Source organism: Dichotomicrobium thermohalophilum, from assembly GCF_003550175.1.
Classification (GTDB): Bacteria; Pseudomonadota; Alphaproteobacteria; order Rhizobiales; family Rhodomicrobiaceae; genus Dichotomicrobium; species Dichotomicrobium thermohalophilum.
In genome coordinates this window covers 477,050-491,246 of the sequence record NZ_QXDF01000001.1, presented here as the reverse complement: position 1 = coordinate 491,246, position 14,197 = coordinate 477,050, and the positions used below count along the sequence as shown (strand labels likewise).

Here is a 14,197-nt window from a genome sequence, read left to right as displayed (position 1 = left end):
ATCCCGCGCCCCTTCGCTCAGATGATTTCCAGCGGCTTCTTCCCCCGCGGTGGCGGAAAAACCTGGTCGAGCGTGTCGAGATCTGCGTCGGTCAAGCAGAGGTCCAGTGCGCCGCGGTTCGCCTCGACATGTTTCGGCGTGCCCGCCTTCGGAATGGCCACAACTCCGTCCTGCCGCAGCAACCAGGCGATCGCCACCTGGGCTGCAGTTGCGTCGTGCCGCTCGGCCACGCTCTGCAAGCCGGGATTATGAAGAATCCGACCCTGTTCGATCGGAGAATAAGCCATGATCGGGAGTCCGCGCTTGCGGGCCCAGGGCAGCAGGTCCCACTCGATGCCGCGGCGCATGAGGTTGTAAAGCACCTGGTTGGTCTGGACGGCGCTCCCTCCTGGCAGGCTCAAGAGTTCGTCCATATCGGCCACGTCGAAGTTGCTGACGCCCCAGTGCCTTATCTTCCCAGCTTCGGTGAGCGCGGCGAAGCCTTCGAGCGTCTCCGCAAGCGGTGTCCCGCCGCGCCAGTGCAGCAGATACAGGTCGAGCCGGTCGGTGCCGAGCCGCCGCAGGCTCCGCTCGCAGGCGGAAATCACGCCCTTCTTGCTGGCGTTGCTCGGCAGCACCTTGCTCACCAGGAAGACCCTGTCGCGGCGACCGGCGATCGCCTCGCCGACCAGCTCTTCCGCGGCGCCGCCGCCATACATCTCGGCGGTATCAATCAACGACATCCCAAGGTCGAGACCGAGGCGCAACGCCTGGATCTCATCGTCTCGCTGGCGCGAGTCATCACCCATGAACCAGGTTCCTTGCCCGAGCGCCGGGATCTCGTCGCCGGACGGCAGCGTGCGCGTTCGGACGGCGGATACAGACATGCTCAACCTCCTTGGGAAAACCCTTGCGGTCCACTTGCGGTCACGTCCCTGCCCCTTTTGCGTGCACGGCCGGTGCGGCGCCCCCCACTCCAGTCTCGGAACCAGCTTACGCAGGATTGCCCATTGTGCGGAGGAGAGGATTTTATCGGAATGCGCTATCTCATGCAGTTCGACTGCGCTAGCCTGACAACCGAAGCAAAGTCACAGATGGTAGCCCGGAATGTCGCAAAAGCGCTTCTCAAAATCCTTCACCCAGCAGGAACCCCTTCCCGACGACGCCATTGAGAAAGCGGTCACCGTCATGCAGTCAGGCCGTTTGCATCGGTACAATACAAGCGGCGACGACTGGTCGGAAGCATCCTTGCTGGAGAAGGAGTTCGCCGACTATCAGGGGCGCAAATACTGCCTGGCTTGCACCTCCGGCGGCTACGCCATTCACGTTGCGCTTCGAGCCACGGGAGTTTCGCCGGGCGACGCCGTTCTCATGAACGCCTATACCCTGGCGCCGGTCCCCGGAGCCGTTTATCAGAGCGGCGCACGGCCCGTGCTGGTCGAGATCGACGAGCATTATCATGTCGATATCGGAGATCTGCTGGCAAAAGCACGGGAGTCCGGGGCGAAGTATTTTCTCATGTCGCATATGCGCGGCCACATCGCGGACATGGACGCGGTAAAGCGAGCCTGCGATGACGTTGGCCTCATCCTCATCGAGGACTGCGCCCACACCATGGGCGCTTCGTGGAACGGTACGCTGTCGGGCAACTTCGGCCGCGTCGCCTGCTTCAGCACCCAGACGTACAAGCACATCAATTCGGGTGAGGGCGGTCTCCTCGTCACCGACGATCCGGAAGTCGCTGCAAGAGCCATTCTCTACTCAGGCTCATATATGCTCTTCGAGAGGCACGGCGCGCGGCCGCCGAAGGAAACATTCGAGTCATTGCGGCTGAACATCCCCAACTTCAGCGGGCGGATGGACGACCTGCGCGCAGCAATCCTTCGGCCGCAACTCAGGCAGCTGGACGCGAATTGCGCGCGATGGAACGCGCTCTATCACGAGATGGAGCGATGTCTGCGGGAAATCCCCGGAATAGAAGTGCCAGAGCGCCATCAGCGGGAAGATTTCATTGGCAGTTCGATTCAATTCCGCGTTGGAGAGATTACGGAAGAGCAAATCTCCGGTTTTCTAGGTAAGTGCGAGGCGGATGGCGTCGCCCTGAAATGGTTCGGTGAAGACGAGCCGCGCGGTTACACGAGCCGGTTTGATAGCTGGCATTATCTGGGCGATTTGCCGGACTTGCCGCGGACCCGGGCAATCCTTTCGAACACGTTCGACATGCGCCTGCCGCTGACCTTTACGCCAGAGGACTGCCGTGTGATTTGCGAAATCATCGGCGAAAATCTGATCGCCGCGAAACAACGGAACTAGGTAACGAGCTGCCTCGTCCCGTCCGCTGCGGCGCGCCGCCGATCTATTGGCTCAGTCATGATGGACCGGTGAGTGCAACCGTGCACGACGCTTTCATGATGTGGGTTCGGTACGCACGCGCTCTTGAGGTCGGCTGTCCGGTGTTCCGGGCCGCTCGTCAAGCCGCGTTATCGCCGCGCGTCCCGATCGCGTATTCTGAACGCTGGCTTCGCTGACCGCGGAAAGCGACGCCTCCGCTGCGCTGAGCAGATGCTTGCGCAATTGCATCTCAGCCGCCGACGGATCACGCAGGATTATGGCATCGACGATCGCCTGATGTTCACTATGCGAGCGCGCGATCCGCTCGGCATTGCGGAACTGAAAGCGCCGGTAAGGCGACAGCTCCAACCGCAGCGACAGCGCCATGTTGGCGAGCGTTTCGTTGTGGGTGCCGTGGTAAATCAACTCGTGGAACTGCTCGTTGAGCGCCTCGTAGCCCGCCCGACCGCGGTCGCGCGAGGCATCGGCAAGTCGCTCGTTGATCCGGGTCAACTCAGCACGCTCCCATGTGGTCATTCGCTGCGCGGCGATGCGTCCGCACATCGCCTCGACCTCGGCCATCGCCTCGAACAGACCGTCCAGCCGTTCGCGCGATACTTCCGCAACCACAACCCCGCGATAGGGCTGGCGTATCGCGAGTGATTTGGAGACGAGTTGCTGTAGCGCCTCCCGCACCGGCGTGCGCGACATGCGAAATCGCGCGGCCAACGCCTTTTCCTCCAGCCGCGTCCCCGGCGCGAGCGCGCCCGAAACAATCTCGTCCTCCAGTTGGCGGCATACGATCTCCGCGCGCGTGGCCCTCTTCTCGCTGTTTTGCGGCACGTCTCCCATCCCTCGCTTTCAGGCGGCTTTTCCCGGCAGAGTGACACGATTTTGCCAGCAGGAGAACCGTCTTGTTTTTTGGAACGGACAATCTCGCCATTGTGTATACACGCTAGCCGTAGCGCGCATTCTATGTGCACAATCTTTGCATCATAATCACCGTCAGCTCGATTTATCCAAGAAATTCAGCGCTATGAGGCTCTGGCACGGCCGTTGCTACGCGGATTGCGTCGCAACAACCAAGGGAGACATCGGCATGAAACGACGGGATTTCCTGAAGACAGCCGGCGCCGCCTCCGCCGCCACGGCCGGCCTCGCCGCCCCCTCCATCGCACGGGCGCAGGAGACCTTCACGCTCTAGATGACGAACGCCTACCCGCCGGGCGCGCCGTTCTACACGGTCGGCCCCGGCAGCCCGACCGACTTCTGCAAGAAGGTCGACGCGATGTCCGGCGGCCGGCTCAAGATCCAGCATTTCGCCGCCGGCGAGCTGATCCCCGCACTTGAGGGCTTCGACGCCGTGCAGGCCGGCACGGTCGAGATGAACGCGGCCAACGCCTATTTCTGGGCCGGCAAGCTGTTTGCTGCGCAGTATTTCACCACGGTTCCCTTCGGACTCAACTTCCAGGGCGTGAACGCCTGGCTTTACCATGGCGGCGGTCTGGAGCTGTGGCAGGAGCTTTACAAGCCTCTCGGCCTGATCGCCTTTCCGATGGGCAATACCGGCGTGCAGATGACCGGCTGGTTCCGCGAGCCGATCGAGTCCGTCGAGGACTTCAACGGCCTGAAAATGCGCATCCCCGGCCTCGCTGGCAAAGTCTACAAGGAGCTGGGTGTCGACGTGAAGCTGCTGCCGGGCGGCGAAATCTTTCCCGCGCTGGAACGCGGCGTGATCGACGCGGCGGAGTTCGTCGGCCCGTATCAGGATCGCCGTCTCGGGCTGCAAAAGGCCGCGAAATACTACTACACCACCGGCTGGCACGAGCCGTCGAACGTCACCGAACTCCTGATCAACCTGCAGACCTGGGAATCGCTGCCGACCGATCTGCAGGAGATCGTCAAGGCCGCGGCGATGGCCTGCAACATCGAAAGCCATACCTGGTCCGAGGCCAACAACGCCGACGCGCTCGATGACCTGGTGAAGAATTATGACGTGAAGGCCGACGTTCTGCCCGCCGAGATCGTCAGCAAGATGCGCGAGATCACCTTCGACGTCCTCGAAGCCGAGGCCGCCAAGGACCCGCAGACCAAGAAGGTCCACGACGCCTTCATGGCCTTCCGCGACAAGCACCGGGCCTGGGCGACGATCAGCGAGAAGCCGTACCACGAATATCTGAGCTGATCAGCCTTCCCGGATCGCTCGATGAAAGGATCGCTCTCCGGCCTGATCGACCATGCGGACAAGCTGGTCGGTCAGGCTGGCCGGCTCACAGCCTGGCTCGGGCTGGGGCTGGTCCTGCTGGTCGCCTTCGACGTGCTGGCGCGGTACCTGTTCGCCTACGGTCTGGTGGCGCTGCAGGAGCTGGAATGGCACTTGCTGGCCGTCACCATGCTGATCGGCATGTCCTTCACGCTACATCGCGGCGACGAGGTGCGCGTCGACATCCTCTATGCGCGTTTCGGGCCGTGGACGCAGGCGCTGGTGCGACTGCTCTCTGCCGTGCTGACGCTCGCGATCTCGGTGATCGTCATCAAGCTGTCCCTGCCATATGTCGGTCAAAGCCTCGCCATGAACGAAGGCTCGCCGGATCCCGGCGGACTGCCATACCGCTTCGTGCTCAAGTCTTTCATTCCGTTGGGCTTCGCGCTGCTGGCGCTTCAGGCGCTCGTGCAGGTCGCGCGCACCGCACAGGCGCTGCTGCAGAGCCAAACGAACACTTCCAAGAGCGACCATCATGGAAACTGAGCTGCTGGCCATCGCCATGATCGGCGGCTTTTTCGTGCTGATCATCATCGGCGTGCCGGTGGCGATCAGCCTTGCCGTCTCCGGATTCGTGTTCGGCTATCTCGGCTTCGGCGCGACGCTGTTCAATCTGGTCCCCGCGCGCATCTACGGAGTCGTGACCAACTACACACTACTGGCGCTGCCCCTGTTCATCTTCATGGGCGTCATGCTGGAGAAGTCGCGGCTGGCGGAGGACCTGCTCGACGTGATCGGGCTGGCGATGGGACGGCTGCGCGGCGGGATGGCAATGGCGATCGTGGTTGTCGGCGTCCTGATGGGCGCGTCCTCCGGCATCGTCGGCGCGACGGTGGTGACCGCCGGGCTGATCGCGCTGAGCCCGCTGATCCGACGGGGCTACGACCACGGCGTAGCCTGCGGTGTGATCTGCGCCTCAGGCACGCTGGGGCAGATCATCCCGCCGAGCCTCGTGCTGATCCTGCTGGCGGACATCATGGGCGAGTCAGTGGGCACGCTTTTCGCCGCCGCGCTGATACCGGGCCTTATCCTCGCCGGGCTGTTCTTCCTCTATCTGATCCTGCTGGGCGTCTTTCTGCCGCACACCGTGCCGCCTATCCCGCTGGCCGAGCGCCAGGAGGTCAGCACCCTGCGGCTCATCCAGCGGATCATCCTGGTCGTGATCCCGCCCATCGGCCTTGTCATCCTCGTGCTCGGATCAATCATCGGGGGCGTGGCCGCGCCAACCGAAGCCGCGTCGATGGGCGCGATGGGCAGCATCCTGCTGGCCGCCGCTTCCGGGCGTCTGTCGCTGTCGGTGATGACTGAGGTCATGCGTTCCAGCCTCGCCACCAGCGCCATGTGCTTCTTCATCCTGATCTGCGCACAGCCTTTCGCGCTGGCCTTTCGCGGGCTCGGCGGCGAGCACCTGGTACAAGATGCCTTCGCCATGATCCCCGGCGGTCTGGACGGCCAGCTTCTGTTCCTGATGCTGATCCTGTTCGTTCTCGGCTTCTTCCTGGAGTGGATCGAGATTTCCTACATCGCGCTGCCGATGTTCCTGCCGATCTTCGTCGCCGCCGACGTGGACATGGCCTGGATCGCGATCCTGGTTGCGATGAACCTGCAGACCTCGTTCCTGACGCCGCCGTTCGGCTGGGCGCTTTTCTTCCTGAAGGGTGTCGCCCCACCACAGGTGACAACACTGGCGATTTATCGCGGGGTCCTGCCCTTCATCGGCATTCAACTTGTCGGGCTGGCTCTGCTATTCCTGTTCCCCGAGCTGGCAACCTGGCTGCCGGACGCGATCGGCTGGTGAGCGGGATGGACTTGGGGACATGGCAGGACCTGCTGGCGCTGGCCGCCGTGCTCGGCGCGTGCGGCGCAGTCGCCGGCGTGGTCGCGGGGCTGCTCGGCGTCGGCGGCGGGATCGTGATCGTGCCGGTCCTGTTCGAGATGCTGCCATTCGTCGGCGTGCCCGAGGCGCTGCGGATGCATGTGGCCGTGGGCACCTCGCTCGCCGTCATCATCCCGACCTCGATCAGCTCGGCGCGCGCGCATTACCGCCGCGGCGCGGTCGATACCGGCACGCTCAGGACGCTGGCGCCCTCGGTGTTCGCAGGCGTGATCACTGGAACGCTACTGGCGGCCTTCGTCGCCGGGGCGGTGCTGACGATCGTGTTTGCCACCGTCGCGCTGCTCGTTGCTGGGAACATGCTGCTGCGCCCAGAGGGCGCGCGACTCGCCGATAAGTTGCCGGGGGCCGTTGGCCAAAGCGCGCTGGGCCTGTTTATTGGCGGCGTGTCGGTGGTGATGGGCATCGGCGGCGGGACCGTCGGCGTGCCGCTGTTGAGCCTGTTCAACATGCCGATCCATCGGGCCGTCGCGACGGCCTCCGTGCTGGGGCTCATCATCTCGGTGCCCGGAGGGATCGGCTTCGTGCTCAGCGGCTGGTCGCAGACCGCGTTCGCGGACGGCTACCTGGGTTACGTGCTGCTGCCCGGCGCGGCGATCATCGCGCTTCTTTCCACGAGCCTCGCCCCGGTCGGCGCGCGCATCGCCCATGCGCTGCCGTCTGTCTGGTTGCGCCGGGCGTTCGGCCTGTTTCTGCTGATCACCGCGGTGCGGCTTTACACTTCCGCATTCTAGAGCGCGGCGACCGAACCGTCGCTGCGCGGATCGCTGGCGCCCTCCAGCGTGCCGTCCGGGCGGCGGACGATCGCGCCGGCATGGCCCATCATTTGCGCGAACCGCTCTGTGACCTCGACATCATGCCCCGCGTGGCGTAGACGCGCGATCAAGTCATCGCCAAAGCCGTCCTCGATCTTCAGGCTCGTGCTCTGCTCGCCCCAAGTCCGGCCTAGCAACCATCGCGGCGCGGTCACGGCGTGTTGAAGCGGCTGGCCATGCATGGCGTAACGCGAGAAGATCGCGGCCTGCGTTTGCGGCTGGCCCTCGCCGCCCTTGGTGCCGTAGGTCATCACGCGCCCATCACTGAAACGCGCGAGGGCCGGGTTCAGCGTGTGGAACGGCTTACGCCCGGGCTGAAGCGGGTTCCCTGCGCTCGGGTCGAGCGAGAAACTGATGCCCCGGTTCTGCCAGAGCACGCCCGTCGCGGGCGAGACGACGCCGGAGCCGTACTCCCAGTAGATCGACTGGATGAAGCTGACGACGCGGCCATCCGCGTCTACCGCGCCCATCCAGATCGTGTCGTTGCCGCCCGGCGCCGGCGCGGGCCAGGGCGCGGCGCGTTCGACGTCTATCGCTTCCGCCTCGGCGGCGATGCGCTCCGGCGTGAGGAAATCCGCCGGCGCGGCGCTGGCGAAGCGCGGGTCGGTGACATGCGCGTCGCGGATCAGGAAGGCACGCTTGGTCGCCTCGACGATCCGGTGCACATGGTCGAAACACTCGGCCTGCTCGGCGCGCAGCCGCTCGTAGATCGCGAGGATCAGCAGCGAGGCCAGCCCCTGTGTCGGCGGTGGCATGTTATAGAGCGTGCCGGCATCGAGCGCGACACTGATCGGCGCGACCCGCTGCGCGGCGAAGCCTTCAAGGTCGGTCAAGCGAACCGGGCTGCCCGCCGCCTCCAGATCATACGCGAGCGCGCGGGCAATATCGCCGTCGTAAAAGTCGCGCAGCCCGGCGCGCGAAAGCTGCGCCAGCGTGTCCGCCAAGCGCGGCTGGCGGAGCACGGCACCCGGCTGCAGCGCCTGTCCACCGAGCAAGAAAGTTTCCGCGAAGCCCGGTGCATGCGCGAGTTCGGCGCGCTTCGATTCCGTCAACGCCGCCATGCTGTCCGTGATGACAATGCCCTCGCGTGCGTAGTGGACGGCATCCGCAAGCAGCCGCTCGAGCGGCAGGCGCCCGCCCGCCTCCTGGGCCAAAGCGTGCGCCGCTTCCCAACCGGCAATCGTTCCCGCGACCGTCAGCGCCGCCAGCCCGCCGCGCGCCGGGATCGTTTCGGTGACGCCATGCGCTTCGTAAAAGGCCGAGTCGGCCAGCGCCGCAGCAGGACCGCAGGCGTCGATGCCTACGGGCGCTTGACCCGGCTCGGCGATCAGCCAGAAACCATCGCCGCCTATGGCGTTCATGTGCGGATAGATGACCGCTACCGTGGCGGCCGCCGCGATCATTGCCTCGAGGGCATTGCCGCCCTCACGCATGACCGCAAGACCGGACTGCGCGGCGAGATGGTGCGGCGCGGTGATCATCGCGCCTTTCGAGCGTAGTGTATCCAGCATTTGTCCTCGTTCTTGTATGCCGTGTTTCGGCGCGCCGCTCAAAGACGCGCGCCCCTCCGGCGTAATAGTAGCAAGGTCTGTGCCAGCGACAGAACGTCGGAACTGCGGCTGGGGCTGAAACGGATTCGGGCCATCGAAACGAGGCAAAGCCCTTTCGGCGCAAGCAGCACCTATTATCCCCCAGACCTCGCCGGAGACTCCAGGCGAAGCGGGCTGGCGCTTTCCTCTGCAACAGCGCCATCTCACGCCGAGCGCTCCGACGTTAAAGCGAGTCGCTCGTGACGCGTGAGGGGTGCGAACGACGCTGTTCGCGAGCCGGAGTGCGCGAAACCCCATCTCAAATACTATCTGCCCTGAATCATTTTTATTTAAAGATGGTCGCCACCATTCAAAATTTGCGCCCGGCGCTTCAGATCTACTTCACCATCATATATCCGAGCGCTTGATCCAGTCGGCATTCAAAAATACCGTTTTAATCACAAACACTTTGAGGCCGTTCGCGCGCTAAATTGTTTTTTATTTCTCGATAAAACGTTTTTTCTTTTCACTTCTTATGAAGTGCGGGTGCATGAGTGGGAACCATGACAGTCCAAAAGCGTCTGCTCGATATCGGCATTGCCGTCTTCGGGCTATTATTAAGTTTTCCACTGTTTGCCCTGATCGCCGTAGCGATTTGGTTTGACGATGGCCGACCTATTATCTTCCGACAACGTCGAATTGGTCGGAATGGACATATTTTTTACATCAATAAATTTCGAAAGTTTGCGAACGATGATTTTTCATCGGCACCGCATGTTACACTAGTCAACGATGAAAGATATAGTCGGGTCGGCAAATTCCTCGACAAAACAAAACTCAATGAATTGCCGCAACTCATCAATGTCTTGCGTGGCGACATGTCAATTGTGGGCCCCCGCCCTGAAATTCCTGCGTTCAGTCATTGTTTCGAAGGACAGCACAAGGCGCTACTCGAGATAACTCCAGGCATCTTTGGTCCGAGCCAAACGATGTTCCGCAATGAAGCGGATATGTATCCGCCGGGCCGAGACGCGAATGAGTTTTACGAGAGCGTTCTTTTTCCCCGAAAAGCGGAATTGGACATCGAATACTATGCGCGAGCGACAATTTTTTCGGATCTGTCGTGGGTTATACGGTCGCTCGTCGCCGTATTCATGCCACCCCCGATGAACATTGACGAACTATCCAAGGACGGGAGCAACGAACAGGGGCGCTCGATCAAAGAATCCAGGGTGCGTTTGAAATCAACCAACTAAAAGGAGCAGGTTTTATGCGGGCGGTTATTCTTGCGGGTGGAAAAGGCCGTCGTCTAGCACCGTACACCATCACGTTCCCCAAACCTATGGTTCCTGTGGGAGACATGCCGATACTGGAAATCGTGATCCGACAACTCAAGAACTATGGCGTGTCTCATGTGACCTTGGCGGTCGGACATCTTGCTGAGCTGCTGACAGCCTACTTCCAGGACGGGGCGCGATGGGGCGTCAAGATCGACTATTCGCGGGAAGAGCAGCCCTTGGGGACAACGGGTCCGCTTCTGCTCCTCAATGATCTCCCCGAGAACTTTATCGTGATGAATGGCGACGTGCTTACGACGTTGAACTACGGCGAGCTTTTTCGAACCCACCTCCGATCGCAGGCTGCGCTGACGATCGCCTGTTATCGGTGCAACACGCGTGTCGATCTCGGCGTGATCGAGTTTGATGGCCGAATGCAGGTCACCGGGTATCGGGAAAAGCCAAACATTCCCTACGACGTGTCAATGGGCGTCTACGTATTCAATCGCGATACGCTGGCGTCATATGCGCCCAATACGTATTTGGACCTGCCATCACTGGTTCAAGACCTGTTAGAACAAGGGAAAAAAGTCAAAGTCTATCTGAGTGATAGCGAATGGCTAGATATCGGGCGCCCGAGTGACTACGAGGTCGCCTCGCAACGATTCCAAATGCTCAGGGAGCACTTCCTGCAAGCAGAGCAGCCGCTCGAATCCCTGCCAGGTGTAGCGGAGTGACGGCGCGGCAGGTTCGCCTTACCCCGCCGGTCCTGTGCGGGTCCGATCGATGAAGGTCATGCATAAGCCACTCGACATTTCAACAACGGTGCACCGGCTCCCGGAGAGCGAAGACCGCTGGGCAAGCTGGCGTGACTTTCTACGCGCAAACGGCGAGCCGGCGATGTACTGCGATCCGGAAATCATCGAGGCCATTGCGACAGGTCTTCGCCAGGAGCCATTCATCATCGAAGCAACCCGGGGCGGCGATGTCGTCGGCCTTTTGCCGGCGATCTTCATGCGCTCGTCTCTGTTCGGCCGCTTCCTTGTGAGCGTGCCCTACGTCAACTGGGGCGGCGTCATCTGCGCCGACGAGGCCGTTGGCAGGAAAGTGCTTGGTACGGCGATCCGGCTCGCAGAGGAGCTGGACACGAACTACCTTGAGTTGCGCCAGCTTGAGCCGCTCGATGATGACCGGCTTGTCGTCGGAAAGAGTGCCAAGGTGCAGATGCGGCTTCCTCTCGGTGCCGAGGCCGATGAGAACTGGCGCGGCTTGAAGTCGGAAGTCCGAACCCAGATCCGCAAGGCCGCCAAACACGGGCTCCAGGTGTCGTGGGGCCGGGATGATGAGTCCATCCGCGCGTTCTACGAGGTCTTTTCCCGGAATATGCGCGACCTCGGAACGCCGGTGTTTCCTTTGCGCTTGTTCAGAAACATTGCGGCCGCGGCGCGCGACAATGCCGAATTCGGCGTTGTTCGCCTCGACGGCGCTCCGATCGCAGCCTGCCTCGCAATTCACGGTCCTGGACTCACCGAAATCCCGAGTGCCGCCGCGCTGCGTGCCTATCGCAAAACGGCGGCCAACTCGCTGATGTATTGGAACGCCATCGAGCGGGCGATAGAGCGCGGCCAGACTGAATTCGACTTCGGCCGGAGCACGCTCGGCGGGGCGACATATATCTTCAAGAAGAAGTGGGGTGCGACCGCCCGGCCGGTGACCTGGCAGTATTATCTGCGCCGCGGCGACACGCAGTCGATGCGCCCGGACAACCGGAAGTTCGCCTTGGCAATTCAGCTTTGGCAGCGGCTTCCGGTGGCGGCAACGCGCGTTCTGGGCCCCATGATCGTTCGGGGGATCCCATGATGCGCGGCGAACCGATCAGGTCGGACGACCTGAGCGCGCTTGCGACGGATGCGCTGCGTCCCGACTGCAAGCAGTCCGCGACGCCTGAGCTGGACTCCAGGCCTCCTCAGCTCCGTGGCGAGCGGAAGCAATGCTACTTCACGATCGACTTCGAGGATTTTCTGCACGACTTCCAGCGCGCCCGGGGTATTCGTGCTCCCCGGCAGGGCCCCGAAGCACTGACGGCCGGCTACGAGATCATCGACAATTTCGCGCAAGACGCACTGTCCGGCGCCCGATTGACTTTCTTCGTTACAGGTCAGGTCGCTCGGGACTATCCCGATATCGTGCGCCGCATCGCTGCCGACGGCCATGAAATCGGCTGTCACTATTACGAGCACGATCAGATCCGCGACCATGATCCGCCGACGTTTCGGCGCAACCTGGAGCGCGCCGTCGATGTCCTCAGCGCTGCGTCCGGTCAGCCCGTGAAAGGCTTTCGTGCACCAGATTTCTCCATCGACGCCCGATGTGCGCACTGGGCGTACAAGGTTTTGTCGGAAGTCTTCGTGTACGATTCCAGCCATGTGAGCACGCATCACGACGGCGCGCCCCACCACCCACAGCTGCGCCGATTTGCAGACAGCGAGCTTCACGAGTTCGCCATCTATTGGCGGCCGCTGACGCCGGGACTGGGGGTGCGCGTCGTCGGGGGAACCTATCTGCGCCTCCTGCCGGCAAAGCTGGTGACCTCCCTGCTAGACGAAGCCTGGGAAAAGGGATTTGTGCCGCAGGTCTACCTGCATCCGTACGACCTGCTCGCCGATTACGAACAGTGGTCCACCTACAGCGATCTGAGCGATCTGCCACAACCCGCCCGCCTCTATTGGTGGGTTCGGCAACATCAATGGCATTCGGTAGGCAATCGCGGAGTCATGCGCAAGCTGAGACACGTTTACCAGAAATTTGTCCATCCCGGACCGCTTGGCCACGCGCTGGAGCGCGATGCGCAACCCTGTGGGCCGGTCAAGCCATCCGTTGAGCCCCCAACACCGGCGAGGAGACCACAATGAGGTTCCTGCTTTCCGATATCGACATGGGCGAGGAGGAGGCCCGCGCTGTCGCGGACGTCGTACGCAGCAAGTGGCTGTCCATCGGCCCGCGCACTGCCGAGTTCGAAGCCGCCTTTGCCGAGATGATGGGGACCAAGCACGCCGTAGCCGTTTCAAGCTGCACCGCAGCCCTGCATCTCGCACTGAAAGCATGTGGCATCGGGCCTGGCGATGAAGTTCTGGTCCCGAGCTACACTTTCGTCGCGTCGGCGAACGCCATCCTCTACCAAGGCGCGACGCCGGTCTTCGTCGACATTGGCGGCCCCGACGATCTCAACCTCGACCTGAGCGACCTTGAAGCGCGGATCACGCCTCGCACGTCGGCAATCATCGTCGTGCACCTCGCCGGCTATGCGGCGGACATGGACCGCATCATGGCGCTCGCCGATCGGCACGGACTCGCGGTGATCGAAGACGCGTGCCATGCGATCGGCGCCACTTACGAGCTGGGCGCAGACCCACAGCTTACAGGACGCAAGCTCGGCACGATCGGGGCCGCCGGGTGCTTCAGCTTTTTCGCCAACAAGAACCTCGTCACCGGCGAAGGCGGAATGATCGTCACCGACGATGACCGCATTGCCGAGGACGCCCGTCGTTCGCGCGCCCACGGCATGACCAAGACGAGCTGGGACCGCGCCGCCGGGCGGGCATCGGATTATGACGTTGTCGACTTGGGCTACAACTACCGCGGCACCGAAATCACCGCGGCTCTCGGCCTCGTCCAACTCGGCAAGCTGCACGGCGCCAACGCGCGCCGGAAGGCGCTGACCCGGAGATACGAGGAGCGCCTGGCGGATTGTCCGAGCATGACATTGCCCTTCACCGACCGGATAGACGATGCCGGGCACCACATCATGCCCATCGTCCTGAAAGACGCCCGCTCACGCACGGCATTCCGCGAAGCGCTGAAGGCGCGCGGCATTCAGACCAGCGTTCATTATCCGCCGGTTCACCTCTTCACCCATTACCGGAAGAGATGCCCCGAGCAGGGACCGCTTCCGAAAACCCTCGATGTCGCCGCGCGGGAGGTCACGCTGCCGCTGCATCCGCTGCTAAGCGACGCCGACGTCGACACCATCTGCGACGAGGTTCTGAGCGCGGCTGGAGAGACCGAGGTTCTCGAATCTCAAGAAAGCCCTGGAGGCTAGAGCGACGTGC

14 protein-coding genes are annotated in these 14,197 nt (G+C 62.5%); 11 read left to right on the top strand and 3 right to left on the bottom strand.

Annotation, left to right across the window (positions count from 1 at the left end; all coding sequences use genetic code 11):
• Positions 1-17 precede the first annotated feature (17 nt).
• Positions 18-866, bottom strand: a complete 849-nt coding sequence (locus tag BXY53_RS02230) for an aldo/keto reductase (protein WP_119060306.1) — start codon at positions 864-866, stop codon at positions 18-20.
• 220 nt (positions 867-1,086) lie between these two features.
• Here BXY53_RS02230 and BXY53_RS02225 point away from each other — a divergent pair, with 220 nt between their 5' ends.
• Positions 1,087-2,292: a DegT/DnrJ/EryC1/StrS family aminotransferase gene (locus BXY53_RS02225; protein ID WP_119060305.1), complete on the top strand. Its 1,206-nt coding sequence runs from the start codon at positions 1,087-1,089 to the stop codon at positions 2,290-2,292.
• A 93-nt stretch (positions 2,293-2,385) separates the two neighbouring features.
• Here BXY53_RS02225 and BXY53_RS02220 read toward each other — a convergent pair whose 3' ends face one another.
• Complete coding sequence (locus tag BXY53_RS02220) at positions 2,386-3,153, bottom strand: GntR family transcriptional regulator (protein WP_210209122.1); 768 nt, start codon at positions 3,151-3,153, stop codon at positions 2,386-2,388.
• Between the two features lie 256 nt (positions 3,154-3,409).
• Here BXY53_RS02220 and BXY53_RS14270 point away from each other — a divergent pair, with 256 nt between their 5' ends.
• From BXY53_RS14270 to BXY53_RS02200, 5 genes are read left to right on the top strand one after another with little or no spacing between them, the layout of a single operon-like run.
• Positions 3,410-3,514 (top strand): twin-arginine translocation signal domain-containing protein, encoded by a 105-nt coding sequence (locus BXY53_RS14270; protein WP_245410330.1) that lies wholly within the window; start codon positions 3,410-3,412, stop codon positions 3,512-3,514.
• Positions 3,515-4,495, top strand: coding sequence for a TRAP transporter substrate-binding protein (locus BXY53_RS02215; RefSeq protein WP_245410329.1), 981 nt, complete (start codon positions 3,515-3,517; stop codon positions 4,493-4,495). It abuts the gene before it with no gap.
• A gap of 21 nt (positions 4,496-4,516) precedes the next feature.
• Positions 4,517-5,059: a TRAP transporter small permease subunit gene (locus BXY53_RS02210; RefSeq protein ID WP_119060303.1), complete on the top strand. Its 543-nt coding sequence runs from the start codon at positions 4,517-4,519 to the stop codon at positions 5,057-5,059.
• Positions 5,049-6,371 carry a TRAP transporter large permease gene (locus BXY53_RS02205; protein WP_210209121.1) on the top strand — a complete coding sequence of 441 codons (1,323 nt, stop codon included), beginning with the start codon at positions 5,049-5,051 and terminating at the stop codon, positions 6,369-6,371. Before BXY53_RS02210 ends, BXY53_RS02205 begins: the two co-directional genes overlap by 11 nt.
• A gap of 5 nt (positions 6,372-6,376) precedes the next feature.
• A complete protein-coding gene (locus BXY53_RS02200; protein ID WP_119060301.1) occupies positions 6,377-7,201 on the top strand; it encodes a sulfite exporter TauE/SafE family protein in 825 nt (274 codons plus the stop codon).
• Here the strand turns inward: BXY53_RS02200 and BXY53_RS02195 are convergent.
• Positions 7,198-8,793: a gamma-glutamyltransferase family protein gene (locus tag BXY53_RS02195; RefSeq protein ID WP_119060300.1), complete on the bottom strand. Its 1,596-nt coding sequence runs from the start codon at positions 8,791-8,793 to the stop codon at positions 7,198-7,200. The genes BXY53_RS02200 and BXY53_RS02195 overlap by 4 nt on opposite strands.
• Positions 8,794-9,374: 581 nt before the next feature.
• Between BXY53_RS02195 and BXY53_RS02190 the strand changes: the two genes are divergently transcribed.
• From BXY53_RS02190 to BXY53_RS02170, 5 genes are read left to right on the top strand one after another with little or no spacing between them, the layout of a single operon-like run.
• Positions 9,375-10,067, top strand: coding sequence for a sugar transferase (locus tag BXY53_RS02190; RefSeq protein WP_119060299.1), 693 nt, complete (start codon positions 9,375-9,377; stop codon positions 10,065-10,067).
• A gap of 14 nt (positions 10,068-10,081) precedes the next feature.
• Complete coding sequence (locus BXY53_RS02185; protein WP_119060298.1) at positions 10,082-10,825, top strand: sugar phosphate nucleotidyltransferase; 744 nt, start codon at positions 10,082-10,084, stop codon at positions 10,823-10,825.
• Positions 10,826-10,883: 58 nt separating this feature from the next.
• Complete coding sequence (locus tag BXY53_RS02180) at positions 10,884-11,948, top strand: FemAB family XrtA/PEP-CTERM system-associated protein (protein ID WP_170144299.1); 1,065 nt, start codon at positions 10,884-10,886, stop codon at positions 11,946-11,948.
• Positions 11,945-13,000 (top strand): polysaccharide deacetylase family protein, encoded by a 1,056-nt coding sequence (locus tag BXY53_RS02175; RefSeq protein WP_119060296.1) that lies wholly within the window; start codon positions 11,945-11,947, stop codon positions 12,998-13,000. Before BXY53_RS02180 ends, BXY53_RS02175 begins: the two co-directional genes overlap by 4 nt.
• On the top strand, positions 12,997-14,187 hold the full coding sequence (locus BXY53_RS02170; RefSeq protein ID WP_119060295.1) for a DegT/DnrJ/EryC1/StrS family aminotransferase: 1,191 nt from the start codon (positions 12,997-12,999) through the stop codon (positions 14,185-14,187). The genes BXY53_RS02175 and BXY53_RS02170 overlap by 4 nt, the downstream gene beginning before the upstream one ends.
• The last annotated feature ends 10 nt before the right edge of the window (positions 14,188-14,197 follow it).

Bases quoted from the DNA above. Each gene is read 5' to 3' on its own strand.
- BXY53_RS02230 (WP_119060306.1), bottom strand. From the start codon at position 866: ATGTCTGTATCCGCCGTCCGAACGCGCACGCTGCCGTCCGGCGACGAG.
- BXY53_RS02225 (WP_119060305.1), top strand. From the start codon at position 1,087: ATGTCGCAAAAGCGCTTCTCAAAATCCTTCACCCAGCAGGAACCCCTT.
- BXY53_RS14270 (WP_245410330.1), top strand. From the start codon at position 3,410: ATGAAACGACGGGATTTCCTGAAGACAGCCGGCGCCGCCTCCGCCGCC.
- BXY53_RS02215 (WP_245410329.1), top strand. From the start codon at position 3,515: ATGACGAACGCCTACCCGCCGGGCGCGCCGTTCTACACGGTCGGCCCC.
- BXY53_RS02210 (WP_119060303.1), top strand. From the start codon at position 4,517: ATGAAAGGATCGCTCTCCGGCCTGATCGACCATGCGGACAAGCTGGTC.
- BXY53_RS02205 (WP_210209121.1), top strand. From the start codon at position 5,049: ATGGAAACTGAGCTGCTGGCCATCGCCATGATCGGCGGCTTTTTCGTG.
- BXY53_RS02200 (WP_119060301.1), top strand. From the start codon at position 6,377: ATGGACTTGGGGACATGGCAGGACCTGCTGGCGCTGGCCGCCGTGCTC.
- BXY53_RS02195 (WP_119060300.1), bottom strand. From the start codon at position 8,793: ATGCTGGATACACTACGCTCGAAAGGCGCGATGATCACCGCGCCGCAC.
- BXY53_RS02190 (WP_119060299.1), top strand. From the start codon at position 9,375: ATGACAGTCCAAAAGCGTCTGCTCGATATCGGCATTGCCGTCTTCGGG.
- BXY53_RS02185 (WP_119060298.1), top strand. From the start codon at position 10,082: ATGCGGGCGGTTATTCTTGCGGGTGGAAAAGGCCGTCGTCTAGCACCG.
- BXY53_RS02180 (WP_170144299.1), top strand. From the start codon at position 10,884: ATGCATAAGCCACTCGACATTTCAACAACGGTGCACCGGCTCCCGGAG.
- BXY53_RS02175 (WP_119060296.1), top strand. From the start codon at position 11,945: ATGATGCGCGGCGAACCGATCAGGTCGGACGACCTGAGCGCGCTTGCG.
- BXY53_RS02170 (WP_119060295.1), top strand. From the start codon at position 12,997: ATGAGGTTCCTGCTTTCCGATATCGACATGGGCGAGGAGGAGGCCCGC.